The 23,663-nt window shown below is 38.0% G+C and carries 24 protein-coding genes and 1 pseudogene; 19 read left to right on the top strand and 6 right to left on the bottom strand.

Annotated features, from left to right (window positions below; translation table 11 throughout):
• Positions 1-105 precede the first annotated feature (105 nt).
• The 9 genes and pseudogenes from AAC851_RS07735 (at position 106) to AAC851_RS07695 (ending at position 8,131) form a co-directional block, all read left to right on the top strand.
• The gene (locus tag AAC851_RS07735) at positions 106-1,296 is read left to right on the top strand and encodes a Fic family protein (RefSeq protein ID WP_340600714.1); all 1,191 of its coding nucleotides are present in this window, start codon (positions 106-108) and stop codon (positions 1,294-1,296) included.
• Positions 1,297-1,661: 365 nt separating this feature from the next.
• On the top strand, positions 1,662-2,117 hold the full coding sequence (locus AAC851_RS07730) for a pilin (protein ID WP_445290556.1): 456 nt from the start codon (positions 1,662-1,664) through the stop codon (positions 2,115-2,117).
• 46 nt (positions 2,118-2,163) lie between these two features.
• Positions 2,164-3,633 carry a pilin glycosylation ligase domain-containing protein gene (locus AAC851_RS07725; protein WP_340600712.1) on the top strand — a complete coding sequence of 490 codons (1,470 nt, stop codon included), beginning with the start codon at positions 2,164-2,166 and terminating at the stop codon, positions 3,631-3,633.
• Positions 3,634-3,751: 118 nt separating this feature from the next.
• The gene (locus AAC851_RS07720) at positions 3,752-4,165 is read left to right on the top strand and encodes a prepilin-type N-terminal cleavage/methylation domain-containing protein (RefSeq protein WP_340600711.1); all 414 of its coding nucleotides are present in this window, start codon (positions 3,752-3,754) and stop codon (positions 4,163-4,165) included.
• 61 nt (positions 4,166-4,226) lie between these two features.
• Positions 4,227-4,909, top strand: a pseudogene (tfpZ, locus tag AAC851_RS07715) (TfpX/TfpZ family type IV pilin accessory protein).
• A gap of 80 nt (positions 4,910-4,989) precedes the next feature.
• A complete protein-coding gene (locus AAC851_RS07710) occupies positions 4,990-5,166 on the top strand; it encodes a hypothetical protein (protein ID WP_340600710.1) in 177 nt (58 codons plus the stop codon).
• Between the two features lie 36 nt (positions 5,167-5,202).
• Positions 5,203-5,712, top strand: a complete 510-nt coding sequence (locus AAC851_RS07705) for an acetyltransferase (protein WP_340600709.1) — start codon at positions 5,203-5,205, stop codon at positions 5,710-5,712.
• A gap of 162 nt (positions 5,713-5,874) precedes the next feature.
• Entirely contained in the window at positions 5,875-6,420 is a 546-nt protein-coding gene (locus AAC851_RS07700; protein ID WP_340600708.1) for a Uma2 family endonuclease, read from the top strand.
• A 73-nt stretch (positions 6,421-6,493) separates the two neighbouring features.
• Positions 6,494-8,131, top strand: coding sequence for a PglL family O-oligosaccharyltransferase (locus AAC851_RS07695; protein WP_340600707.1), 1,638 nt, complete (start codon positions 6,494-6,496; stop codon positions 8,129-8,131).
• A 49-nt stretch (positions 8,132-8,180) separates the two neighbouring features.
• On the opposite strand, the gene bfr is transcribed toward AAC851_RS07695, so the two are convergent.
• From bfr to gmk, 6 genes are all read right to left on the bottom strand, one after another.
• Positions 8,181-8,645 carry a heteropolymeric bacterioferritin subunit Bfr gene (gene bfr, locus AAC851_RS07690; protein ID WP_008941153.1) on the bottom strand — a complete coding sequence of 155 codons (465 nt, stop codon included), beginning with the start codon at positions 8,643-8,645 and terminating at the stop codon, positions 8,181-8,183.
• Between the two features lie 259 nt (positions 8,646-8,904).
• Positions 8,905-9,099 (bottom strand): bacterioferritin-associated ferredoxin, encoded by a 195-nt coding sequence (locus AAC851_RS07685; RefSeq protein ID WP_004641287.1) that lies wholly within the window; start codon positions 9,097-9,099, stop codon positions 8,905-8,907.
• Between the two features lie 246 nt (positions 9,100-9,345).
• Positions 9,346-9,726 carry a RidA family protein gene (locus AAC851_RS07680; RefSeq protein ID WP_004641286.1) on the bottom strand — a complete coding sequence of 127 codons (381 nt, stop codon included), beginning with the start codon at positions 9,724-9,726 and terminating at the stop codon, positions 9,346-9,348.
• Positions 9,727-9,826: 100 nt separating this feature from the next.
• Positions 9,827-11,935 carry a RelA/SpoT family protein gene (locus AAC851_RS07675; RefSeq protein ID WP_005088484.1) on the bottom strand — a complete coding sequence of 703 codons (2,109 nt, stop codon included), beginning with the start codon at positions 11,933-11,935 and terminating at the stop codon, positions 9,827-9,829.
• Between the two features lie 233 nt (positions 11,936-12,168).
• Positions 12,169-12,447, bottom strand: coding sequence for a DNA-directed RNA polymerase subunit omega (gene rpoZ / locus AAC851_RS07670; protein WP_004641282.1), 279 nt, complete (start codon positions 12,445-12,447; stop codon positions 12,169-12,171).
• Positions 12,448-12,516: 69 nt separating this feature from the next.
• Positions 12,517-13,140 (bottom strand): guanylate kinase, encoded by a 624-nt coding sequence (gmk, locus tag AAC851_RS07665; RefSeq protein ID WP_325771336.1) that lies wholly within the window; start codon positions 13,138-13,140, stop codon positions 12,517-12,519.
• A 102-nt stretch (positions 13,141-13,242) separates the two neighbouring features.
• Between gmk and ispH the strand changes: the two genes are divergently transcribed.
• From ispH to pilV (AAC851_RS07615), 10 genes are all read left to right on the top strand, one after another.
• The gene (gene ispH / locus AAC851_RS07660; RefSeq protein ID WP_017396547.1) at positions 13,243-14,193 is read left to right on the top strand and encodes a 4-hydroxy-3-methylbut-2-enyl diphosphate reductase; all 951 of its coding nucleotides are present in this window, start codon (positions 13,243-13,245) and stop codon (positions 14,191-14,193) included.
• 140 nt (positions 14,194-14,333) lie between these two features.
• Positions 14,334-14,822 (top strand): pilus assembly FimT family protein, encoded by a 489-nt coding sequence (locus AAC851_RS07655; RefSeq protein ID WP_340600706.1) that lies wholly within the window; start codon positions 14,334-14,336, stop codon positions 14,820-14,822.
• Positions 14,822-15,322, top strand: coding sequence for a type IV pilus modification protein PilV (gene pilV, locus AAC851_RS07650; RefSeq protein WP_005086996.1), 501 nt, complete (start codon positions 14,822-14,824; stop codon positions 15,320-15,322). Before AAC851_RS07655 ends, pilV (AAC851_RS07650) begins: the two co-directional genes overlap by 1 nt.
• 1 nt (position 15,323) lies before the next feature.
• Positions 15,324-16,457 carry a PilW family protein gene (locus AAC851_RS07645; protein WP_320532904.1) on the top strand — a complete coding sequence of 378 codons (1,134 nt, stop codon included), beginning with the start codon at positions 15,324-15,326 and terminating at the stop codon, positions 16,455-16,457.
• Positions 16,454-17,242 (top strand): hypothetical protein, encoded by a 789-nt coding sequence (locus tag AAC851_RS07640; protein WP_005086993.1) that lies wholly within the window; start codon positions 16,454-16,456, stop codon positions 17,240-17,242. Before AAC851_RS07645 ends, AAC851_RS07640 begins: the two co-directional genes overlap by 4 nt.
• Positions 17,243-17,258: 16 nt before the next feature.
• Positions 17,259-21,269: a pilus assembly protein gene (locus AAC851_RS07635; protein WP_340600705.1), complete on the top strand. Its 4,011-nt coding sequence runs from the start codon at positions 17,259-17,261 to the stop codon at positions 21,267-21,269.
• A 9-nt stretch (positions 21,270-21,278) separates the two neighbouring features.
• Entirely contained in the window at positions 21,279-21,776 is a 498-nt protein-coding gene (locus AAC851_RS07630; RefSeq protein ID WP_340600704.1) for a type IV pilin protein, read from the top strand.
• Positions 21,770-22,228: a type IV pilin protein gene (locus AAC851_RS07625; RefSeq protein WP_004641266.1), complete on the top strand. Its 459-nt coding sequence runs from the start codon at positions 21,770-21,772 to the stop codon at positions 22,226-22,228. Before AAC851_RS07630 ends, AAC851_RS07625 begins: the two co-directional genes overlap by 7 nt.
• Positions 22,229-22,503: 275 nt before the next feature.
• Positions 22,504-23,100 (top strand): pilus assembly FimT family protein, encoded by a 597-nt coding sequence (locus AAC851_RS07620; protein WP_340600703.1) that lies wholly within the window; start codon positions 22,504-22,506, stop codon positions 23,098-23,100.
• A complete protein-coding gene (gene pilV, locus AAC851_RS07615; RefSeq protein ID WP_004641261.1) occupies positions 23,097-23,585 on the top strand; it encodes a type IV pilus modification protein PilV in 489 nt (162 codons plus the stop codon). Before AAC851_RS07620 ends, pilV (AAC851_RS07615) begins: the two co-directional genes overlap by 4 nt.
• The last annotated feature ends 78 nt before the right edge of the window (positions 23,586-23,663 follow it).

Raw genomic sequence — 23,663 nt, 5'->3', positions numbered from 1 at the left:
GTATCAATGACATAAGTTTTGACATTTTTACAATTAAAAATTGACTAAATTCATGATTTAAAATAATAATGTTTTGACATTTTATTTGACAGAATTTTTGACAAAATGCCTGAACAAAGTAAAACTTGGTTAGATGATGCGACTTTAAGAGTGATGACTTATAAATCTGGCTCTTTTATTTTTCAACTTGGGTTTGATCTACAACAGATTAAACCTATGCTAGATCGTGTGAATGATGCGCAAAATAGATTTAATAAGATGCCAAGTTTGCCTCAAATCATAGATCAAGTGCAGGAAAAGGTTTTAGCAAGTAGTATTTATAGTACAAATACCATTGAGGGGGGGCAATTTACTGAGCAAGAAACTGAGGACATTTTAAGACTAGATCCTAAAATGATACAAAAGACTGAGGAGCGCCGCTTAACTAATCTTAAAGAGGCAATAGGTTGGATTAAGCAGTTTAGTCAGAAAAGATTACAACCTCTAGATGGACAAAGCATATCTTTAACATCTGTTATTCAGTTACATAGCTTGGTATCGCAAAACTTAGAAGAACAACATAATCCAGCAGGGCAGTTTAGAAACAATCAACCTAGCCAAAAGACAGTGGTAGGCAATAGTGCACATGGTGGGACATATCGTCCACCGAAATGTATTGAGGATATTGAGTATCTGATACAGGCGTGGGTAGAGTGGCTCAATAGTCCAAATGTGATTAATCAACCTGTGATTGTCCGTGCATGTTTGGCACATTATTATTTTGAGTTAATTCATCCATTTTGGGATGGCAATGGTCGGACAGGTCGTTTAATTGAAATGCTCGTGCTTGAACAGTCAGGTTATCGTTTTAGTTCATCAGCAATTTGGGCATATTATCAAATCAATATTCATGAGTATTTTGCATTATTTAATATATGTCGAAAGTCTGCTGATAAAAAAGAGCCATTGCCTAACCAAGCTTTTATTGAGTTTGTATTAAAAGGAATGTTTGAAACCATCAACAACTTACATGATCAAAGTAATGGCTTGATCAGTTTTTTGCTTTATCAAACTGCTTTGAACGATGCCAAATTTAGCAAGCGTATTTCGGATAGACAATTTAATTTGATTCAAACCATTATGCTTGTAGCGGGTCAGACGAAAAAGTTTTTAACCCAAGCCGATTTGTATCGTATAGCTCAAATCCAAATTTTATATACAGGTAAAACGGAACGTACTTTTTATCGCGATATAGCTCGATTGATTGAACTGAATTTTTTATATGAGCAAGAGGGGTTCATTATTTTAGCGGACTAAACCTTAGATGTGATACGCTATCAATCGGCTAGTGCATTCTATCTTCAGATGAACGGTAAAAATCTTCAAAAAATAAAAATTAATTTTTATGTGACTTATTTCGCTCAATTTTAAAACAATTCGAAAATCATCAAAAATGGGAGGAACTTTTAGCGTAGAGAATGAGATAAACATGACGTTAATTGTCATATTTTTTCATAAAGTGTCTGAATTGCATTAATTCTGATCAGTGCTAATAATGGTTTAAGTCACTGTTTTTTTGAGTTAAAATTGGCTAAGCTAGGAGCTGGCATAAAACGTGCTGAATACAAGTAGCTGAATAAAGCTTATAAAAAATTTATACATTGGAGAATGTTATGAACACAATGCAAAAGGGTTTTACTCTTATTGAATTAATGATCGTTGTCGCGATTATCGGTATTTTGGCGGCAATTGCGATTCCTCAGTATCAAAAATATGCAGCCCGCTCGCAGGTTACAGCAGCTCTTGCTGAAATCAGCCCAGGGAAAACACAGTTTGAACTTGCACTTTCAGAGGGTAATGCGACAACGATTACTACCCCTGCCAGTATTGGTTTGAAAACTTCAACTAAAAACTGTAGTGCTATTGCAGTATCAGCTACTGGTACTACAGGAGAGATTAGTTGCACATTATCAGGTTCAGCAACTATCACAGGTGCAACATTAAAACTGGAGCGTGGAGTTGACACAGTCGATGCTTCTGGTAACAGTACGAACGTGGCTGGTTGGGATTGTAAAATTACAAATGGTGGTACTTCTGCCATTACAGCAGCTATTGCACCAAAAGGATGTGCAATTTAATAAATTTTAAGGAAAGCAAGAGAAGTCACTCTCTTGCTTTTTTATTATGAAAATTGAAAATTATATTAAATATACTATAGTGTTATTGCTGATATTATCTTGGCTATACCCATTTCATTACTATCCTTGGATAGTGGCAGAAAATGAGTTTTTCATCCTGCTTTTATCAATAATAATGTCATTTTCATTGTTTAAGTATAAGTATATAAAAGTAAATGAATTTATATTATTTCCAATAATTATTCTAATTTTATCTTTTTTTCAGTATTTAATTATAGAAAGTTACTATCTTGAAAATTTAGTTATTATCAGTATTTATATGCTGTTTATAGCATTATTGTTGTTGTTAGGTGAAGTCTTTCTTAAGGGTGAAAATATAAATCTTATTCTTAAGATAATAGTTTTAGTATGTTTTTTAAATTCTGTTGTTATGTTGCTTCAGTATTTTAATGTAAATAATATGTTTGTACTTGAACATTCAGGTATGAAACGGTTTTATGGAAATATTGGACAGCCAAATCATATTTCAACATTATTTATAATGGGGGTGGTGTCATTATTGATTTTATATAAAAGGAAAAAAATAAGTTTTTTATCACTCTGTATACTTTCAATATATCTTACTTTTTTTATATTTTTAACAGGTTCAAGAACAGGGTTGTTGACTTTTTTTATTTTACTAATGATCGGGCTGATTTTACAAAATAATAGAAAATTTGATACATCATTTTTTGGAAGTCTTATTTTAATATACATTTTTTTTTCGTATTCCTTCAGTATAAATTCAAGACATAACCTCAAGGTAATTGAAAGTTCAGTAAGTGATTCAAGATTAATATTGTGGAAAGATAGCATCAGTTCAGTTATAGAGAATCCATGGGTAGGTTATGGAATAAATGGTGTTAGAACCTCAAGATTATTCAGTAGCTTAGATTTCAAAGTCTCCTACGTCTCATCACATAATATATTTATTGATTTTTTCCTCTGGTTTGGTGTAATTGGTGGATTACTATACACTATTTATGTATTATATATGCTTATAAAAATATATAAAGATCGAAAGAATTGCTACGGTATTTTGCTGTTTCTAACTCCTTTTATAGTACATTCACTACTGGAGTATCCCTTTAGGTATCTTTATTTTTTAATATTGACTATTCCTATACTTTCCTTAGTGGGAGGTGTAAAAATAATGTGTATTAAACGATCAGTTATTATTTTTTTTCTATTTGTGTATTTTTTATTAATTTCTTTTGTCTTTATTGATTTTAATCGTTTTTCACGCAGTGCTTTTTTTGCACAGATACAAAAATGCGAAAGTATAGAGGGTAGTCCGATTGTATTGGATTTAATGAGTAATTATGCTCAACTATATTGTGGATCACTTACTTCATCTGAAATGCGGAAAGTTATATATCACTATCCCTATCCTGTTCATGTAAAATATTATCTAGATTTGGGTTATTACGATGAAAATTTAGCTAAATTTCAGAAGAAAATAAAAAGCTATAAATAGCACAAATATTGCTTAAAAATGTCAAATTATGTCACTTGAATAATAATAAGATATTGATTTTATTGTATAATAGTATTGGCATGAAGATTGCTTTTTCAATATAAAAAGGGGGGCTGACATGAATAAAGGTTTTACTTTAATTGAATTGATGATCACAATTGCAATAATTGGTATATTGGCTGCTGTAGCCGTAGTTGCTTATAGTAATTATGTGAAACGCTCTATTATAACTACTGCCTTAACTGAAATTTCCTCTTTGAGGAATGATTATGAGCTTAATTTTAATGAAAATTATTCAGGCTTTAATCAGTTAAATCAAATATCTTCTATGAAATCAGATTACTGTGTAATAACAGTTAATGCTCCTGATCTATCAACACTTGTTACTACAAAAGCAATTACTTGTTCGTTTAAAAATGATGAAATTTTTGGAGTTGGAGCAAAAATTTATTTTAACCGCAGTGCTGATGGCGTTTATGATTGTCATGCAGAAAATATTGTCGGTAAATATATTCCAAAGCAATGTATATAGTATAAAATCTATGTAATATTTTATGTCAAAATGAGTTATACTTCTACTATAATCTTTTGTTATTGCATTGATTATAGTAGGTGTTATTTTTTAATCTGGTATCCTTCTACACTAGCGACCGCAGTTGGGGTAACGGATATCTTTCTGATGTTGCTGGTGATTGATGTTGTCGTAGGGCCAGTATTGGGATGGTTGGTTTATAAAGAAGGTAAAAAAACCTTAAAAATGGATTTAAGTATCATTATTTTAATTCAACTATCTGCCTTGCTTTATGGTATCTATAGTATTGAGCAAGGTCGTCCAGTATGGTTGGCTTACACTGTTGATCGTTTTGAAGTTGTGCGGAAAAATGAATTGATCGAGGATCATATTGCACAAGCATTGCCACAATATCAACAACCCTCATGGTTTAAACCACAGTTTGTTGGGGTTGCTTTTGCAAAAGATAATAACATTCGTAGTGATGAAATGTTTCAAGAGTTGTTTGCTGGTATTTCAATTGCTCAAAAACCTGAGCGTTATGTACCGATGGATGAAGTCAAGCACCAAATTCAACAACGTGCCCAAAACTTGGAATTGCTTAAGCAATTTAATGATTCGCAATCTGTACAAAAAATTTTAGCCAAATATCCTCAAGCCGATGCATTTGTTCCACTTAAAGCAACAGCAGTCGATATGACGGTGCTGATTAATAAAGAAACAGGAGAAGTTGTAAAGATTGTAGATTTGCGGCCTTGGGGGTAGGTGTGGTGGATAAAATGAAGCTATTGTTTTGCGATGGGAGCTGTTAAAATATAAATCTACCTTTTATGGAGGGTTTTATGATGGCAACAGTATCTTTTGAAAAAAGTTTTTTGCTTTCAGATCAGGCGACATTTGAAAAATTGACCAAGTCATTGGATACATCCAAAACAACTTATGTCAAACAGCGTGATTATGTTGCAGAAAACAAAAAAGGAATTGAGCAATTAAAACGACGATTATCCAACTCGGAGAAATGATCCAAGAACTTGGTGTAGATACAACACAATTTGTTCTTGGGTCTTTTTTCTTGTCCAAGAAATTTAGATGTTGAAAATTTTTTAAGAGAAAAATCTATACGTTTTGAACAAAGTTTAAATTCAAGAACTTATTTAATTTTTGATGAACATACAGAACATATACTGGCATACTTTGCATTAACATTTAAACAAATTCATATTGATCATGCCATGATGAGCAAAACAAAAATAAAGTCTATAGATGGTATGAGTAAGAATGCTAAATTTATTAATGCTTTTTTAATTGGTCAAATTGGTAAAAATAAAAATGTGAAGCATAACTCAATATGCTTAAAGTTTATTTTAGATGAAATATATTCGGTTTTATTCGAAGCTCAAAAAATTGTAGGTGGACGTATTGTGATTTTAGAGTGTGAGGATGAGCAGAACTTAATCTCACTGTATCAAAAACATGGGTTTGAGTTGATTGAACTAGAAAGTGATATTCAATCGAATCTAAAAACAATGTATTACAATATTTCTAATTTGGTGAAGTGTAAAAATTAAAATAATTGTTGATCAAACCTGAGTTAAAACTGTCCCCTCATCAATAAAGAAACAGGTGAAGTGGTGCAGATTGTGGACTTGAGGTCATGGGAGTCGCGCTGTATAAAAAATATAGGACTATGCTATAGTCATAGTATCGATATCTACCCATAGGGTTCAAAGATGAGCATCGTCAATAAACACCGTCTAAACGAACAAGAATACTTGCAAGGCGAATTATACAGTCAGATTAAACATGAATTTGTAGAAGGCGAAGTCTTCGCTATGGTGGGAGCGAGTGCCTCACATAATTTGATTTCAGTCAACGTTTTGATGGCTTTAAGTCTTCATTTAAAAGGAAAACCATGTCGTCCGTATATCAACGATATGAAAGTTAAAATTGCTGAAAATTTCTATTATCCTGATGTCGTGGTCGATTGTAGTGATATTTCAAATGATGCTTACTTTGTGGAAACCCCGATTTTAATCGTTGAGGTCTTATCTGCTTCAACCAAAAACTACGATAAAACCTTTAAGTTGCAACAATATAAAAATATTCCAACTTTGCAGGAATACGTCATGATTGAGCAAGAAACTCAATTGGTTGAGGTGGTAGGTCGATTAGATGGTTGGCTGCCACACTACTATGAATTGGGTGAAAGTTTTATCCTACAATCCGTTGGTTTACAGATGTCTGTGGCGGATGTTTATGATGGATTAAAATTGTAGTTTTTCCTACCAAATTGAGATCAATAAAAGGCTTCGTTATATACTACAGCGAAGCCTTATTTTTCTACATCCTATGCAAGCTCTCTGTTTTCTTCTCGCCGGCATTTTGCTTGGCTTTGCATGGCTCTCGCCATTCCATACCTATCCATGGGTGACATTTTCCAGTGATCTCGCTGGATTTGCAGCTGCAATTGCACTTTTTACTTTAGCATTCAACCAAAATATAAAAATACCAAAAGCACAACTGTGGATGCTACCGATGATGTCGATTCCACTCATCCAGTGGGGTTTCGGTTTAATTGGTGATTTAAGTATCGCATTATTAAGTACGTTCTATTTGTTTACGTTTTGGCTAATGATCGTGTTGGGTTTTAATTTATCGCTACAGCATCCAAACCGCCGTGAACAATTGATGCAAGGATTTAGCTATCTTGTTCTAGCAACCGCAGTGCTAACGAGTTTGATGGCAATTCTGCAATGGTTAAAATTAGAGTCTTACTTTAGCTTTGTCAATCAATTGAAAGGAAATCGTCCTTTTGCCAATTTTGGGCAACCCAATAATATGGCAACTTTTTTGATTGTTGGTCTGTTTGGTGCACTTTATCTATATGAAAAACACAAAGCGGCATCATGGTTGTTGCTTCCAGCGAGCTTACTCATCTTATTTGCGATCAGTTTGGGGCAGTCAAGAACATCATGGATGGTACTCATTTTTGTTTTTATTTATTGGATCTATAAACAACATAGAAATAGCCCGCGTCTGAATTTTCCTAAACTGATTTTTTGGTGTGCAGCATTCGTGTTGATGTCAGCTTATCTTTTGCCGTTGTTGGCGCAATGGATCGCAACCGAGCAGCTTACCGAAGTTGCCAAGACTGCCTCTATTGTTGATCGTGCGAGTCAAGGACATCAGCGTTTAGGTATGTGGATGCAAATCCTACATGCGATAGCTGAACAACCTTGGTGGGGTTATGGCTGGAATCAAACCAGTATTGCGGTTGTGGAAAGCCTGGAATTCAATACAGTACAAGTTTGGTTTAACAGCTCACATAATATTCTTTTAGATGTATTGGTGTGGAATGGTATTCCACTCGGGTTGTTAATTATCGGGTATGTGGGATTGTGGCTATTTTGGTTAAATCTACAGAGCAAAGAAACCGTTTCAATTGTGGCGATGCTCATGGTTTCGGCGATCCTGATTCATGCCATGTTAGAGTTTCCTCAGCGCTATGCCTATTTTTTATTGCCTATGGGTTTCTTACTTGGGTTAGTTCAGTCGCAAACGCCGAATTTAAAAGGGATTGAAGTTCATAAAAATATTGTGCGTTGTGTATGGGTGATTGCCATTGTGGTCATGCTACTCATTTGGCGAGATTATAAGCTTTACCAAGAGAATAGCCGTTTAGTGTTTGCAAATAAGCAACCAACCGTTAGTATTTTAGGGAGTTCCGAAATTTTCTTATTGACGCAATTTAAATGGCGTTTAAATTGGATTGCATTGTCACCGAATACCAAAATGTCTGATGCTGAGTTACAGCAGTTGGCTAAAATCGTGAAAAATCGTGCTACACCGTATAATCTTAAGAAATATGCGCAATTATTAGCGTATAACGGTAAGGAAACTGAAGCGAAACAATATATTGCGGTGTGGAATCGTTTATATCGAAAGCAATTTACTTTTGAGCAGGTGGTGGGTCAGCCTAAAAGCTAAAGTGAATAAAAAGCCCTTTCAAGTTAAACTGAGAGGGCTTTTTAAAACTTTAAATTTGGCTTTGGATATAGTTTTCGATGCCAACATTTTCGATTAGATCGAGCTGTGTATCGAGCCAATCCCAATATTCTTCTTCTTTCTCTAAAATTTCTTGGACCAGATCACGGGTCACGTAATCTTGTTCAGCTTCAGACAATTCAACGGCTTGTTTGAGTGTTACGATATTTTCTTTGACTTTGCGAATATCACAATTCAACACTTCTTCAGTATGTTGTCCGATGTATAGTTTTCCGAGATGTTGTAGGTTAGGTAGACCTTCTAGAAATAAAACACGTTCAATAATTTTGTCTGCATGTTTCATTTGGCGAATCGATTCTTTGTATTCAGCGCTACCGAGTTGCTCAATACCCCAATCATTAAACATACGAGAGTGTAAAAAATATTGATTGATTGCAGTCAGATGGTGATAAAGCACCTGATTCAGCTGATTAATCACTTCACGATTGCCTTTCATTGCACTTGCTCCATAAACACCAACAAAATGCCTTTTCGGCAATTTATATTATCTTAATCAACAAATAAGAATCTGGCGAGTAATTTATAGAACGGCAAATGAAAATCACAATCATGATGAATGAGTATCGTGCCTTATTGTTTGCAGGATTAAATTTTTATAGGGATGTGATTTGTCATAAAAAAACCGCTTGGATGAAGAGTGGTTAAAGTTCTACAAAAAGCGGTGGAGTCGTAAACACGAAGGATTTAATTCAAAATTATGCAGCCACGGAAATCCGTGCAGCAATTTCTGCAAGTTCTTCACTGATAATGGCTTTGGCTTCTGGAGCGCAACGTCCGCAGCAAGTGCCTAAGCCGAGTTGTTCACGGATTTCACGATAGCTTTCGGTGCCGTTCGCAACAGCATCTTTAATATCCTGATCGGTGATTCCGCGACATAAACAAACATACATGGGAGTTGTATCCACAAATACAAATGCGATAATTGATATTATTGATAATTGTTATCGTTTGTCAATGAATTTCATTCTAAACGGTTTGTCTTGGTTATTGGGAATTTGGATAAAAAAGTTAAACATGAGCGGAAATCCGAGTTAAACTCGGATTTCCGCGCAAGATTGATTCATCATTTAGAGCTAAATATTTAAGACCGATTATTTTTATAATTATATATCTGACTGAAAAGTATGAGTTAAATATTATGGAATAATCACAATTCCATCCATTTCAACCAATGCACCCTTTGGTAGGCTAGCAACACCGAGTGCAGCGCGTGCTGGATAAGGTTGGGCAAAGTATTCACCCATGATTTGATTAACAAGTTGAAAGTGAGATAAATCAGTAAGGAAGATGTTCAATTTAGCGATATCAGCTAAGCTGCCACCCGCTGCGGTACATACTGCTTTAAGGTTATCGAAGACGCGGCGAATTTGAGCTTCTATACCGTCTACAAGTTCCATACTATATGGGTCTAAGCCGATTTGACCTGAAAGATAGAGCGTATTGCCAACAAGAATTGCTTGAGAATATGTTCCAATCGCTGCAGGCGCGTGTTCAGTATGAATAACTTGACGTGACATTAAGCTCTCCTATGTCATTTTCCTATCTTAAGCACAGCGACTTTAACACAAAAATCTAGCATGGGAGCAATTGAATACTGAGTAGTCGTTGCGATTGGTTTTAACCTATTTTTGCCATTTCTGGCTGTGCTACAGGCATATTTAAACGCTCAATTCGAGGGAAGCCAAGATGCATACGCAAATCTCGAATAATTTGGGCTAATTGTTTTCGATTATTGACCACGATATTCACATACGTCTTTTGCTCTTGTGAATGCACCATTTCAACCCCTGTTTTGGCCTTACGGCATTGATAAATCAAGTCAGAGATTTGTTCATCATTCATTGCCATGTGAATACAAAGATAGGCGCTAAAGCGAACATCTTCGATTTCTTCAGATTGCCAATGTAAAGGCATGATGTTTTCTGGGTGTAAATGTTGCTCATGTAAGAGGTTGCGGCATCGTGCGCGGTGGACGATTAATCCGCGACGAGATAAATGTCCTTGAATTGGGTCACCCAAAACAGGATTGCAGCAATGTGCATATTTAACATCAACCCCTTCAGTACCAACAATCAAACGATCGGAACTGTCTTGTGGATGAGGTTGATGATCTTGAGCAAAGAGATGGTTTGCAACCAATTGAGGTAATAAGTCCCCAACAGCAATCTGTTCAAATAAGGTGTCTTTGTCAGTGAGATGTCGCCACTCTAAGACATTAATCCAGTCTTGTTGCGAGAGGTCGTTAATAGAGCGGTGAAAGAGTTTCAATGCTCGATTCAAGGCTTGTTGTCCCACTAGACGTTGTTCATCAAGATCTTGCTCTCTTAAAATATTTTGCAAAGCCCGACGCGCTTTTTGCGTATTGATAAAGCTGAGCCAGTCTGGATTAGGTGTAGCGAGTACATCAGTAATGATTTCCACTACTTGACCGCTATTCAATGGCGTTGAGAGAGGACGAATTTCTCCATCAACTTTGGCACCAACAGCGTGGTTACCTAGAAATAAACTAGCTGAGTAAGCAAAATCAACAACAGTTGCGCCTTGAGGAAGTTCATGCAATTGCCCGTGTGGGGTATACACCCAAATTTTCTCTTGGTGTAAATAATCCAATAAATCGCTAAAAGTGGTTTTCGCACAGTCACTATCGATTAAAGTATTCAGGTTTTGCATGGATGCTTGGATGGCAGATCGACATGCTTGAGGCGCATTTTCACCCAGTACGACACCAAAACGAGCGGCTTTGCGCATAAGCTCAGTTTGAATGGTGAGAGAAAGGGTGGTTTTTTCCCCTTTTAATTTGATCATTAATGATTGATTGCCACCTGGCAACGGGCGACGAATGTAGTCTTTGTATTGTAAGACTTGGAAATTATCTTTTAATGCAGTCACAAGACGATCACAATCCGCGATGCTTTGCAGAATAATCTCGAAGGCATGACTGTGGCTAAGTTCATTTAAATCAATTTCATTTTTTACAAAATGGCGCAGCAACTCGATATTATTATTTTTCTTTTTAATTCGACCTTTAATTTTGTGATTTTCTAAGAGGTCTGATAATTTTTGTTCCCAGATGGCCTGATATTCACAACGTTTTGGCTTGGTTTCTAAAAGAGCAGCTTGTACATCATTGAACATATCCAAATCGAGATTTTGGTAACATAGATGTTCTAAGTTGTCTGCCATTTCATTCATACCAACCAGACGCGCCATTGGTACAAAAATATCTAGCGTTTCTTGGGCGATTCGTGCACGTTTGTCTGGACGAAGTGCGCCTAGAGTGGTCATATTATGATAACGATCGGCAAGTTTAATAATAATGACACGTGGGTCTTGTAAAGTCGCTTGCAGAATTTTCCGGAAGGAGGCCGCTTTATTGTATTCCTTATCGCTGGAATGGCTGAGTTTGGTTACGCCATCGACTAGCTCGGCAACGACCAGTCCGAATTTTTCGCCAATTTCATCTTTGCTAAAATCAGTATCTTCGATGACATCATGTAATAGTGCTGCCATGAGCGTATCTGCATCGAGACGCATATGGGCCAAGATACAGCTGACGGCAATTGGGTGTAAGACATATGGCTCACCACTTTTACGGGTAATACCGCTATGCGCTAAGTCGGCAAAATCACAGGCAGCAAGCACACGCTGGACGTCACTATCTTTCAGATAGGCATCAATAATTACTTTTAGCTGTTGCTTGGCTTGGCTGACCTCTTCGCCTGGCATAGAAAACACCTTTAATAACTTGGATTCAGTAAGGATAATCTTTGTTGATACTTTGCTTATCTTCTAATGAAAAGCATATTGCTAAACTTGTCAATTTGTTCATTATAAAAACTCGTAAGTTTTTTCAATGAAGTATATTGCTTTTCTCAATATGGAGAAAATTTCACAATAAGATCAACAAACAAAAAAGCCCAGTGTCTTCACAATGGGCTTCGATGTATAGCAAATTCGACTTAGAAAGAAAAGCCTTCTAAATTTAATGAATTTGTAGATAACACCATATCTAGATTTGAAGTTTGATAATCTTGGTCGCGTTGTTTCAAAATTTCTTTGGTGACATGACCCACTGCAATCTCACGTAAAGCGACAACTGTTGGTTTGTCATTGTCCCATTCTACAGTAGGTTCCATGCCTTGACGTGCTATTTGGCGTGCACGTTTACTCGCTACCAGTACTAACTCAAAGCGGTTATCGACATGGTCTAAACAATCTTCAACGGTTACACGTGCCATAAGTTGTCTCGTTTGAACAATACATCTGAAAGACTAAATAGTATAAAAGGCTTTTGTCCAAGACTCAAGTCATTCGCGATTGAGTGTAATCAAGTTTTCAATTAACTGTTGATGACGGCTACTTTGCTGCAATGTTTCTAGACGATTTGCAGTGATAATTGCTTCTAAATCATGTACGGCTTTATTAAAGTCATCATTGATAATCACATAGTCAAAGCTTGCGAAATGGCGCATATCTTCAACAGCACAACTGAGGCGGTGTTCAATTACTTCAACTGAGTCAGTACCACGGTTTGAAAGACGTTGTCTTAGATCGTACTGTGTTGGTGGTAGGATAAATATTTGTTTTGATTCTGGAAATAGTCGACGAACCTGTTCAGCACCTTGCCAATCGATTTCAAGTAAAACATCATGACCTTGTTGAAGTTGCTCTTTTACCTTGGCTTGCGATGTGCCGTAATAGTTACCAAAGACTTCTGCATACTCGATAAAACCGCCTTCCTTGACTTGAGACAAGAAGGATTCTTTATTGGTAAAATGATAATGAACGCCGTCTAGTTCACCTGGGCGTTGATTGCGAGTCGTATGCGATACTGAAACATGAAGGTTGCTGACGCGATCGAGTAGGGCTTTTACCAAAGATGTTTTGCCTGTTCCTGAGGCAGCAGAAACGACAAACAATAGACCCGACATGATATTTTTCCTGATATGATAAAATATCTTGGCTATTGTAGTGTAGCGAGCTGCTAAACGAAATAGTTTGATTGAAATATTCAGATGATGAGAGAGGATGTTATGGAAATCGTGTTGGCCAATCCACGAGGTTTTTGTGCTGGTGTTGACCGTGCTATAGCGATCGTCAATCGAGCACTCGAATGTTTTAATCCGCCAATTTATGTGCGACATGAGGTCGTACACAACAAATTTGTGGTAGATGATTTGCGTCAGCGTGGCGCGATTTTTGTTGATGAGCTTGATCAGGTGCCTGATGACTCTATTGTGATTTTTAGCGCACATGGCGTATCAAAAGCTGTACAACAAGAGGCTGAACGACGTGGATTAAAAGTATTTGATGCAACTTGTCCTTTGGTGACCAAGGTTCACATTGAGGTTACCAAATACGCGCGTGAGGGAACGGAAGCAATTTTAATCGGCCATGAAGGTCACCCTGAAGTTGAGGGTACGATGGGACAATATGATAAGTCTCGCGGCGGCGCGATTTATTTAGTTGAAGATGAACAAGATGTTGATGACTTGGTAGTGAAACACCCAGATAAAGTTGCCTTTGTGACGCAAACGACTCTATCAATCGATGATACAGCAAAAGTGATTGATGCATTACGACGTAAGTTCCCTGAGATCCAAGGGCCGCGCAAGGATGATATTTGTTATGCAACACAAAATCGTCAAGATGCAGTACGCGATTTAGCAGAACAATGTGATGTCGTGTTAGTGGTAGGGTCTCCAAATTCATCTAATTCAAATCGATTGCGTGAACTTGCTGAGCGTATGGGAAAGTCAGCTTATTTAGTCGACAACGCAGATCAGCTTGAGCAAAAATGGTTTAAATCGGATAGTAAAATAGGGGTGACGGCAGGCGCATCTGCACCTGAGATTTTAATTAAACAAGTAATTCAACGGTTGCAAGATTGGGGAGCAACACCGCCCCAAGAGTTACAAGGTACTGAAGAAAATATCACTTTTAGCTTGCCAAAAGAGTTGCGTATACAGGTGATACAAGCCTAATTTTCCTAGAAAAATGTGAACTAGAAACAGATGGATTGCATTCCATCTGTTTTTTTTTGGTTCTTATCTGCTTTGTATTGGTTCTGTAAAAATAAAATCTATTATAACCTCATAAATTTAAAAAAATATTGGTAAAGGCGATGGGGAAAAATTGGGGATATACCTTAATTGAGTTGATGGTGACGATTGCTGTTTTAGCAATTGTGGCGATGATGGCTGCGCCTGCATTCAATAATATGGTGTTGAATCAAGGTTTAAATAAAAGTACTCAAACTTTGGTCTCAACTCTCAATGAGGCGAGAGCAAAAGCCGTTCTTGAACGTAGAGCGATAAAAGTAGAACTAAAGACAGATTCATCAGGGACTCCCAATGCTAACACTGCAGCACTTTTCCACTGGCAACCAGAATCAAAGAGTGTTTTGAAGTCAACATCACCTACCGCACTTTTATTTAATCTAAATGGTGGGGTTTGTATCGCGGACAATAGTACTCCGCCTACTTGTCAGCGATTAATTGATTCAACTACCGATATATTTGAGATTTGTGATAAGGCCGGGGGCGGTAAATCTAAGTTAGTCAGTATTTCTAAAATGGGCACAATTCAACAGACACAAACGGGGACATGTTAATGAGCGGGTTAAATCATCAACGTGGCGTTGGTCTCGTTGAGATATTAGTTGCACTAATGATTTTAGCGATCGGGGTGTTGGGCTTCGTAGCATTACAATATCGAGCATTAGAAGCGAGTGCTGAAAGCACTTCTCGTGTACAGGCGATCTCAATTGCACGTGATCTCGCAGAGAGAATTCGTGTGAATCGGAATGCTTTTGCTGTTTATCAAGAAGAGATTCAAACAGCTTCGAAACAAAAAACATTCCAGACAGACTGTGTGGCAACTGCTTGTACAGACAGTGATTTAGCTGATTTTGATGTGTCCCAAGTAGCAAATCGAGCTGCTTCGCTAGGGATGACAATGAATATTATGGATTGCCAAAATACAAATAATAGAAGTTGTATTTACGTGGCTTGGGGGGACTCAAGTGCTACAGATGGGGCTGGTACAGGAGATTGTACAAACGGCAATGCTTATAACCCAACCTCAACTTGTGTGATTATGGAGACTTATTAATATGAACAATAATAAGGACTCTATAGGAAATGCTTTTCCAGCATATAAGTCAGTAAATCGAAGATTTATCAAAGCCAGTTCAGGATTTACATTGGTCGAACTCATGCTATCGCTAGCGTTAGGTTTGATTATTACTGCTGCTGCGATTTTATTGTTTTTGACAGGTCAAAGAAGTTTATCCATGCAACAAGGGGTATCGGATATACAGGATAATGCGAATTTTGGTTTAAATTACATCACCCAAGATATCCGATTGACCAATCTTAATAATTCGAAAGCCATTATCAATGATGAAACTGCTGCTGCGGGAATCGTCTTGACCTCCTCTGTTAATGCAACATTAGATGAAACCACGACACCAGCGACACCATTAAGTAACCTTAACCGATCGATTATAGGCACGACTGCAAATGTGAATTTACTTTCACGCAGTTCTGGAATGATTGCAGGCACAGCACCGATGTGGACTGGCGTATCTAATATCACGATTGATGGTGAGGAGACGGAAAGTGATCAGTTGGTGATCCAATACGTCCCGCAGTACACACAAACACGTGTCGGAGCTGTTGATTTTTTCGTTGGTGGATTCGATTGTGAAGGAAATACTTTAAGGTTCCGAGTGGAACAAGATGCGGCAAACCCTACAACCCCTTTTGGTCGACAGGTGGTTGTACAGCGCTATTTTTTAAGAGAAGACAATAATAAACAAGCCAACGAGCCGAACCAAGCTTTAGCTTTGGCATGTGATGCGGGTTATTACCCTGTAGAAGGATCTCCAGCGAACATTACGAATTATGGGGACGCTGGTGAAATCATTATGAAGCGAGTTGATCACTTTAGAGTGCTTCTAAATGTTCAAAGTGATGAAACAGCAGGGCGCCGATATGTCTCAATCAATGATTATTTAAATCTTCCGGCGCCTCGACCACGGATTGTCTCTGTCCAATTGGGTATGTTAGTCCGTTCTGCTCAATCTGTTGGCTCGGAAAGTACGATAAAAAACGATCAGGAATTTATTGTGCTTGATCAAACCGTCCAAGTCAAAGTGCCAGAAAGTTCGAATACGAAATATGTTAGACAAGTTGTATCGCAAACCATTGCTTTGCGTAATGTTTTTGGGGAGCGTGGTCGATGAAACATAATCAGTCAGGTGCAACGCTTATCGTTGTGCTTATATTTTTAGTCGCTATTACGATTATTGGAACGATTGCGATTCGGCAAAGTATCGTCGGACTCAATATCGCTACAAATAGTCAGGTCTCGCAGTTAGTCATGCAAAACTCGGATGCCGCATTTTTCAATATTGAGCATGCTGAGAATCTAGCCCAAAGCTTCAGTGGGAGTGGCATGTTTGGCTATATTAATAATGAAAGTGATAAAGATAAAGAGTTGGTATTTTGCTTTCGGGGTGATCAAAGTGATTTCTTCGATATCAATAAAATCAGTTTGATGCAGTGGGAATCAGGTAAAACTCAGCCAACATATAATGCTCTAGGAACAGATGGTTACTGTGATGCACGTACAAATGTTTCTGGGAATTGGTTTACCAGTGGACGAAAAGCAGTGATGACACAGGTAGCTGTAAAGTTCCCAACGGCCATTGAGCAAGATCCCTTTTATGATCGACAAAGGGGTACTGATCCAAAAGAAGCTCAAATAGAGGAAGCGAAACGCGTAAAAATTTTTGCTGTGTCTTTGATGCCTAGTCTAAGCAGTGTGGATCGGAATTTTATTAATGTTTGTTTGCAACAACGTATGAGTGAACTTTCAATTCCAGAAGATACAACAGCACCAACAATTCCTGCAGGGACAGCAGATAAGGACAATCCGCTTAAGACGGTCACAGAATGTTTAGCAAGTTTGAACGTACCATTTACCACTCAGGTAAGTGAATACACGATCACCCAGAATTTCTCTTGAGTGGGAGTAAATAAAGATGAAAAATAAAATGCAAGAAAGTAAGCAATATAGGCTTTATCGTCAGAAATTACTCGCGACAACGATTGCTGCGTTGAGCTCAGGTTTGGTGATTACCAGTGTTGCTCAAGCGAGTGATATTGATATTTATCAAGAAGCAAAGTCTGGTGATGTTAGCCTCATGATGTTGTTCGATATTTCGGGGAGTATGGGAGCACCTCAATTAATAGGAAATGCTAGTGCTTGTGATATTCCTAGCCAATATTCTGTACAAGGAAGTGGTAGTGAGACATCAACAAACGGTTCACCATCTTACACACGCTATTTTTGCACAGCAAATGCTCCACTTTATTATTATAAGAGGACTGGATCATCTAGTAGCAATTACAGATATTATAGTTGCGGTAGTGACGGTTCTATTGAACAAGATGATTGTACTACTCCTATATCGAGTTTACCTTCTACTAGTGGTATGACTACAACGGGAAGTAATCCAAGATTTTGGTATAAAACGTCAGCTAATGCTAAATTCTATGATCGCATTACACGTTTAAAAGATGGAATGTTTGATCTTTTGTATGGCAACACAACAAAAGGCATTGAGCGAATTGCAGATGATAAAATCATTGGATTATCAGCATATTCTTTTAACGGGATTGGTCGAAATGGTTATATTCTAGCCCCAGCAAGGCGGTTGGATGCTGTGGTAAATGTGAATGGAGTAACTAAGACACATCGACAATTGTTATTGGATATTGTCGCCTCGAAGCTCTATGCTCGTGGGGGTACGCCGACGGGTAATGCTTATGCGGAAGCAGCAGCATATTTTATGGGAACTAGAACCTTCAACGCGAATGAGCTCTCAAACTTCTCTACAGGTGCGCCTGTTTATTTTCAATATAATAGCAATGGAACGACACATTATACCCAATGTAATGAATGGGATAATTCTGGAAACTGTACATTTTGGCCGAGCACCAGTCATCCAAATACTTCTGCACGTACTTTTGATTATTTACCTTTAGACCTTTCTCAATATACAACAGGCTCCTGTACAGTTCGGTTGGCGAATAATACTTCTGGTTCTAATTTGACCAGTAATATTACAGGTACTTGTTATTATTTAAGAGGAAATATAGCGAGAAGCAGTGATCATCCGCACGGTTTTAATTATTCGGCTGGACTGGGAATCAAAACAGCTGACGGTACACGATATCAAAAGCCAGCATCGTTAGAACAATCTGACGATGTAAAGAAATGTAGTGGTCAGGGAATTTATGTGCTAACCGATGGGGCGCCTTCAAGTCAGCATAATCAAGCAAAAGCAATGCGAAATGCACTGAATGGGGCAAGCTTTACATGTACTGAACAAGCTGGTGATTCAACCAATAATACTGTAGCAACCAGTTGCTCTTTAGCGTTTAGCCAAAGGCTCTTAAATGACAATCCGACAGGATTGAAAATTAGAACAGCAGTAGTTGGATTTGGTGGTGAGTTTAATGACATACCATCTTATGATCCAGGCAAAACACAAGAAGAAAATCTCAACGCTTTGGGAACTATAAATTCTGCAACTAAGGCTGCTGCTGAATGGGGAATTAAAGGTGAAGGTGGTTGGTACTCAGGTAATAGCTCACAAGATGTAGTGGACAGTGTTAATAACTTTATTAATGGGCTAGGTGGGTCGATTCCAGCAGTTACAACAGGCTCACCAACTGTACCTAAAGATAGACTAAATCCTGCTGTTTTACAAAAACAAGCTTATTTCCCGCAGTTCCAACCTACGCCAGATAAAACTTATCAACTTTGGGCTGGAAACTTAAAGAAATACAATGTCGTTGTTGGAGTGCTAAAGGACAATGCAGGTAATAATATAGTTGATAGTCAAGGTCGAATTGTAGATAACTATGATTTATGGTCTCCGGCAGTGAGTACTAATCCTGCGATCAAAGATGGTGATGAGGATGTTTTTGGAAGCACTAAATTTGCTCTAAAGGGTGGCGCCTGGTCGCAATTGAAGCTGAGAAAGAATACAGATGCAACAGTTGATAACCGAAAATTATTAACTAATCGTATCGCAAGTGGTACTGGCACAGCGGCAACTTTTGTTACAGGGACTAGCTTACGTCGAGTGAGTAGTGCTGATTTGACTGATACGACTTATAAAAATGATGCAAACCGTGGTTATTTGATGCAGTTATTGGGATATAACGTAAATCCATCTAATCCAGAAATTACAGCGACTACGCCTGAATTACGCCAAATAGGTGCGGTTATGCATTCTTCCCCATTGCTCGTTACCAATAAAGGGAAGATTGTTTATAAAAATGGTGAGTTGAAAACAGAAAATCGTGAGGATTTTGTACTATTTGGCACGACTCAGGGGTTATTACATGTGGTTGATGCTGAAACCGGGCAAGAAAAGTTCGCTTTTGTACCCAATGAAATGATTGAAAGACAAAAGGAAGCATTTCAAAAATATGATACGACTTCTGGTGGTTTGTCGAACTTGTATTATGGGATCGATGGCGCTTGGACAACATATACAGAGTATGTGGTTGATGGATCAGGTAATTTAACTGTTGGTTCGGGTAAAGGTACGAATCAGAAAGGTAAACAAATGGCTTATGGTGGTTTGCGGATGGGCGGGCGTAGTTACTATGCTTTAGATTTGCAGAATATCAACGATCCTGAGTTACTTTTCCATATTTCTCCTGATGATAAAAAGGTTTATAGCCGTGATGGTTCGATAACAACATATAACGAATTGGGGGATATGGGGCAGAGTTGGTCTAAGCCTGCGATTACTTGGGTTAAATGGAATAAGCAGCGTAAACGTGTGATGTTTGTTGGTGGTGGATATGATGCTGGTGGTGTAGACGGTAATGCGAACACAGGTGGCTATGAGAGTGATACATATAACCAAACCAATAAAAAGGGTGGTGGTGTTTATATGTTCGATGCCGATAATGGCAAGCTACTTTGGTGGGCAGGCGCAAATAGTACTACTGCTTCTACAAATGTTGTAAAAACAGCAGCAAGTGATTTGAAATATAGTGTTGTCAGTGAAATTCGTACGGAAGATCGTAATGGTGATGGACTTGCCGATCACTTGTATTTTGGAGATCTAGGGGGGCAATTATTCCGAATTGACTTAGATAATAATGCTGCATCCACCAAGGATTTCGCGAAGACACCGAGACGTTTACTGAATCTGAATGCAGCAGAAAAGAGTCCTCGTTTCTATGAGATGCCATCATTCTCAGTTTATGATCATGCAGGGCAAACTTTTGCGGTAGTTTCAATCGGAAGTGGAAATCGTAGCTTACCATTAAAAGATTATACGGTTGGTACATCTGGTTATGATTACGATGCTGTCTATAATATTTATGATCGAGATGTTACTGCACGTAGGTTATATCAATCAGGATACACCTTTGTCACTCCTACTTTGACCAAGTCTAATTTAGGAGAGATTACACAAGCAAATCGAAATGATAATACAACGCTAGTTGCACCTTATCCAATGTCTCCAACTGCAATGCAGGGATGGTATTATAAATTTAAATCGAATAAGTTGCAGAGCGCTAAAGTGTTTTCAACACCAATAGCCTTGAATAATCGGTTATTCGTTTCGACCTTTGATGGTAGTAAGCCAGGACTTTCTGGAGACTGTGGTGCAGGAGTCAAAGGGGAAAGTTTCTTAAACCAATTCTGCTTGCCATACGGGCAATGTGACAAAAAATTAGTTACCGATTCAGGTATTGCTTGTAGTACAGGTGATGGTTGTTCATTAGGGGCAGGTATTCAATATTCAACAATTGTTGATGATGAAAAAGATTGTGATCCAACAGATCCAACATGTGGGCCTTCAGGTGGTGGTAATGGAGGACCGGGAGATGGTACCAACAATAAGAACTATTGCCTGTCAACAGGGAATCGCGGTGCTACCACTGTAGGAGGTGTTATAGCCACAGGTAGTAGCCGAATTTGCTTAGAACCACAGCGTTGGTATGAACGTTTTAGATAGGGGTGAGCAATGCAAAATAATCGGTTAACCTCTGTACAAGGGTTTACTTTGGTTGAACTAATGATTGTTGTCGTTATTGTTGCAATTTTTGCAGCAATAGCGATACCAAGTTATCAAGAATATGTTCGGCGTGCGATTGCTGCGCAAGCCCAGCAGGAAATGCAACGCATATCAACTGAACTGGAAAGAAGTAAAGCTAGAAACTTCAATTATTTGGGGTTTCCGAGTACGGTTGTTTTGCCCGTTGGTGCAACAGGTTCTGCGATTCAATATACGATTACTGTTAGTGACGGAGCAGATGTGAGTAGATCACTAACAGATAGTGCAGCAACAGGACAAAGCTGGGTCATGCGCGGTATTTGGAAAACAGCCGAAACAACAAATGTGGATAACTTTAGTTTTTTGATGACCAGTTCAGGAGTCCGCTGTAAAAATAAAACCAAGGCAAACATTACAGCAACGAATGTCGATAATGCGACATGTGGTACAGGGCGAGAAGAATGGTAAGAAAAATACAAGGCTTTACCCTTATTGAATTGATGATTGTTGTTGCAATTATTGGAATTTTAGCTGCAATCGCTTATCCATCCTACCAAGAGCATGTGCGTAAGACCAAACGTACAGATGCTCAAGCAGACTTGATGGAACTGGCGAATCGCTTACAGCGTTATAAGATTGCGAATTTTACGTTTTTAAAACCTAATGGCACTGCAATCAGTTTGGCTGATGTTGGACATAGTGGAACCTTACCTCAGTCTGGAGGAACAACCTTATATAATCTTACCTTGTCTAATGTAACGGCTGGTACTTGGACTTTGACAGCAGTTCCAACTGGCGTACAAGTTGGAGATGGTGATATTGTCTTGAATCATCGTGGTGAACGTTGTTGGGATAAAGGTAATAAAAAGACAGGATTGACTTGTGTTCCGTCAGCAACTTCAAATTGGGATGGCCGTTGATTTCATCATAAATTTATTAATATTTAACCAAAGCAAATATCACACGATATTTGCTTTTTTATTTACTTAAACTCTTTATTTAACCTTGTTGATGTGTGATTTATTTATCATTTTTACAACTTAAGTTAATTTTATTTAAACAATTTATCGGTTATCTGACAATATCTACCTTTTATCTACAAAAAATAGATTTCCTTCTGTTTTGGTAGGAAATTGATAATTAAACATTAGAACATTATTCAAAATTATAAAAATTGTGCATATAGGAGGGCTGTATGCAACGGATAAAGTTTTGCATTACGAATCCTCGTATTCGAAGCATAGCTTCTCGTCTCGCGACGCGACTAAGCTTTGCCCAGTGTTATCTTTACCACTTCGAGCATAGCTCTATGTCTTGCGCTCGGGCAAAGTTCCACTTTGCTCATTCTCGCTCAGGCTTTACGTTATTTGAACTGATTGTAACCATTTCCATTATTGCCATTATTGCGGTCATGGCTGCCCCCTCATTTGCCAGTATGTATTCAAAACAGAAATTAGAATCATCAGCACGTGAGATTGCAATAAAGATATCTGAAGCACGGGCTCAAGCCGTTACATTACGTAGTACAACAGGCATGTGTTTAAGTTCTTTATCGGAAGCAAGTTGTATAACAGCACTTGGAATCACTGACCCAAATAAAAATAAAGTTTTTGTCGCACACTTAGAAAAAGGGATTACGGTTGATAGTCGTTCCGAAACTCATCTTATTTTTAGAAATAACGGAAGTATTGCTGCTGCTTCAAATTTTATTTTGCTCCGTAATGGGCTGTCCTATTGTATAGCCGTTGGACTCACTGGAGATACAAGAATAAGAGAGGGGGCTTGCACATGAAATATAACAATCAAAAAGGTGTGGGTTTAGTTGAGGTACTTGTTGCATTGTTCTTATTGGCTGTTGCTGTACTTGGTTTTGCTGCCTTACAGTTGAGGGCAGTTGATGCTAGTTTAGAGGCAAGTAAACAAGTTTTAGCACTCACGATCGCACGTGATCTCGCAGAACGTATGAGAGCAAATCCTCAAGCGGTAAGAGATGGAGCGTATGTTGTGGGTGCTGTATCAGTGCCAACATCAGAAGTGGTTGCCACTGTTGGAGATGCCGCAAGTATTGCAAAACAAGATTTAAATATTGCTGCTCTAAATGCTAAAAATAATGGAATGAATTTATCTATTTCTGAATGTCCAACAGGTGCAGCAAGACAGTGTATCTATGTTGCATGGGAAGAGACTTCTTTATCTGGGAATCGTGGGATAGAAACATGTATTAAAGATGGTGTGTATGTAAAAGGATCACACTGTTTATTTTTGGAGGCGTATTAAAATGAAAAAAAGCCTCACAAATCACGTTAAACACAGTTCTTCGTCTTACGCTCGAAACCCTCGGACCCAAAGCATAGC

Source organism: Acinetobacter sp. HZNU-JH01 (assembly GCF_037996845.1).
GTDB classification, from domain to species: domain Bacteria; phylum Pseudomonadota; class Gammaproteobacteria; order Pseudomonadales; family Moraxellaceae; genus Acinetobacter; species Acinetobacter haemolyticus.
This window is presented reverse-complemented; position numbering and strand designations above follow the sequence as displayed.

Coding starts and splice junctions, on each gene's coding strand:
- AAC851_RS07735 (WP_340600714.1), top strand. CDS start 106: ATGCCTGAACAAAGTAAAACTTGGTTAGATGATGCGACTTTAAGAGTG.
- AAC851_RS07730 (WP_445290556.1), top strand. CDS start 1,662: ATGCAAAAGGGTTTTACTCTTATTGAATTAATGATCGTTGTCGCGATT.
- AAC851_RS07725 (WP_340600712.1), top strand. CDS start 2,164: ATGAAAATTGAAAATTATATTAAATATACTATAGTGTTATTGCTGATA.
- AAC851_RS07720 (WP_340600711.1), top strand. CDS start 3,752: ATGAATAAAGGTTTTACTTTAATTGAATTGATGATCACAATTGCAATA.
- AAC851_RS07710 (WP_340600710.1), top strand. CDS start 4,990: ATGGCAACAGTATCTTTTGAAAAAAGTTTTTTGCTTTCAGATCAGGCG.
- AAC851_RS07700 (WP_340600708.1), top strand. CDS start 5,875: ATGAGCATCGTCAATAAACACCGTCTAAACGAACAAGAATACTTGCAA.
- AAC851_RS07695 (WP_340600707.1), top strand. CDS start 6,494: ATGCAAGCTCTCTGTTTTCTTCTCGCCGGCATTTTGCTTGGCTTTGCA.
- bfr (WP_008941153.1), bottom strand. CDS start 8,645: ATGAAAGGCAATCGTGAAGTGATTAATCAGCTGAATCAGGTGCTTTAT.
- AAC851_RS07685 (WP_004641287.1), bottom strand. CDS start 9,099: ATGTATGTTTGTTTATGTCGCGGAATCACCGATCAGGATATTAAAGAT.
- AAC851_RS07680 (WP_004641286.1), bottom strand. CDS start 9,726: ATGTCACGTCAAGTTATTCATACTGAACACGCGCCTGCAGCGATTGGA.
- AAC851_RS07675 (WP_005088484.1), bottom strand. CDS start 11,935: ATGCCAGGCGAAGAGGTCAGCCAAGCCAAGCAACAGCTAAAAGTAATT.
- rpoZ (WP_004641282.1), bottom strand. CDS start 12,447: ATGGCACGTGTAACCGTTGAAGATTGTTTAGACCATGTCGATAACCGC.
- gmk (WP_325771336.1), bottom strand. CDS start 13,140: ATGTCGGGTCTATTGTTTGTCGTTTCTGCTGCCTCAGGAACAGGCAAA.
- ispH (WP_017396547.1), top strand. CDS start 13,243: ATGGAAATCGTGTTGGCCAATCCACGAGGTTTTTGTGCTGGTGTTGAC.
- AAC851_RS07655 (WP_340600706.1), top strand. CDS start 14,334: ATGGGGAAAAATTGGGGATATACCTTAATTGAGTTGATGGTGACGATT.
- pilV (WP_005086996.1), top strand. CDS start 14,822: ATGAGCGGGTTAAATCATCAACGTGGCGTTGGTCTCGTTGAGATATTA.
- AAC851_RS07645 (WP_320532904.1), top strand. CDS start 15,324: ATGAACAATAATAAGGACTCTATAGGAAATGCTTTTCCAGCATATAAG.
- AAC851_RS07640 (WP_005086993.1), top strand. CDS start 16,454: ATGAAACATAATCAGTCAGGTGCAACGCTTATCGTTGTGCTTATATTT.
- AAC851_RS07635 (WP_340600705.1), top strand. CDS start 17,259: ATGAAAAATAAAATGCAAGAAAGTAAGCAATATAGGCTTTATCGTCAG.
- AAC851_RS07630 (WP_340600704.1), top strand. CDS start 21,279: ATGCAAAATAATCGGTTAACCTCTGTACAAGGGTTTACTTTGGTTGAA.
- AAC851_RS07625 (WP_004641266.1), top strand. CDS start 21,770: ATGGTAAGAAAAATACAAGGCTTTACCCTTATTGAATTGATGATTGTT.
- AAC851_RS07620 (WP_340600703.1), top strand. CDS start 22,504: ATGCAACGGATAAAGTTTTGCATTACGAATCCTCGTATTCGAAGCATA.
- pilV (WP_004641261.1), top strand. CDS start 23,097: ATGAAATATAACAATCAAAAAGGTGTGGGTTTAGTTGAGGTACTTGTT.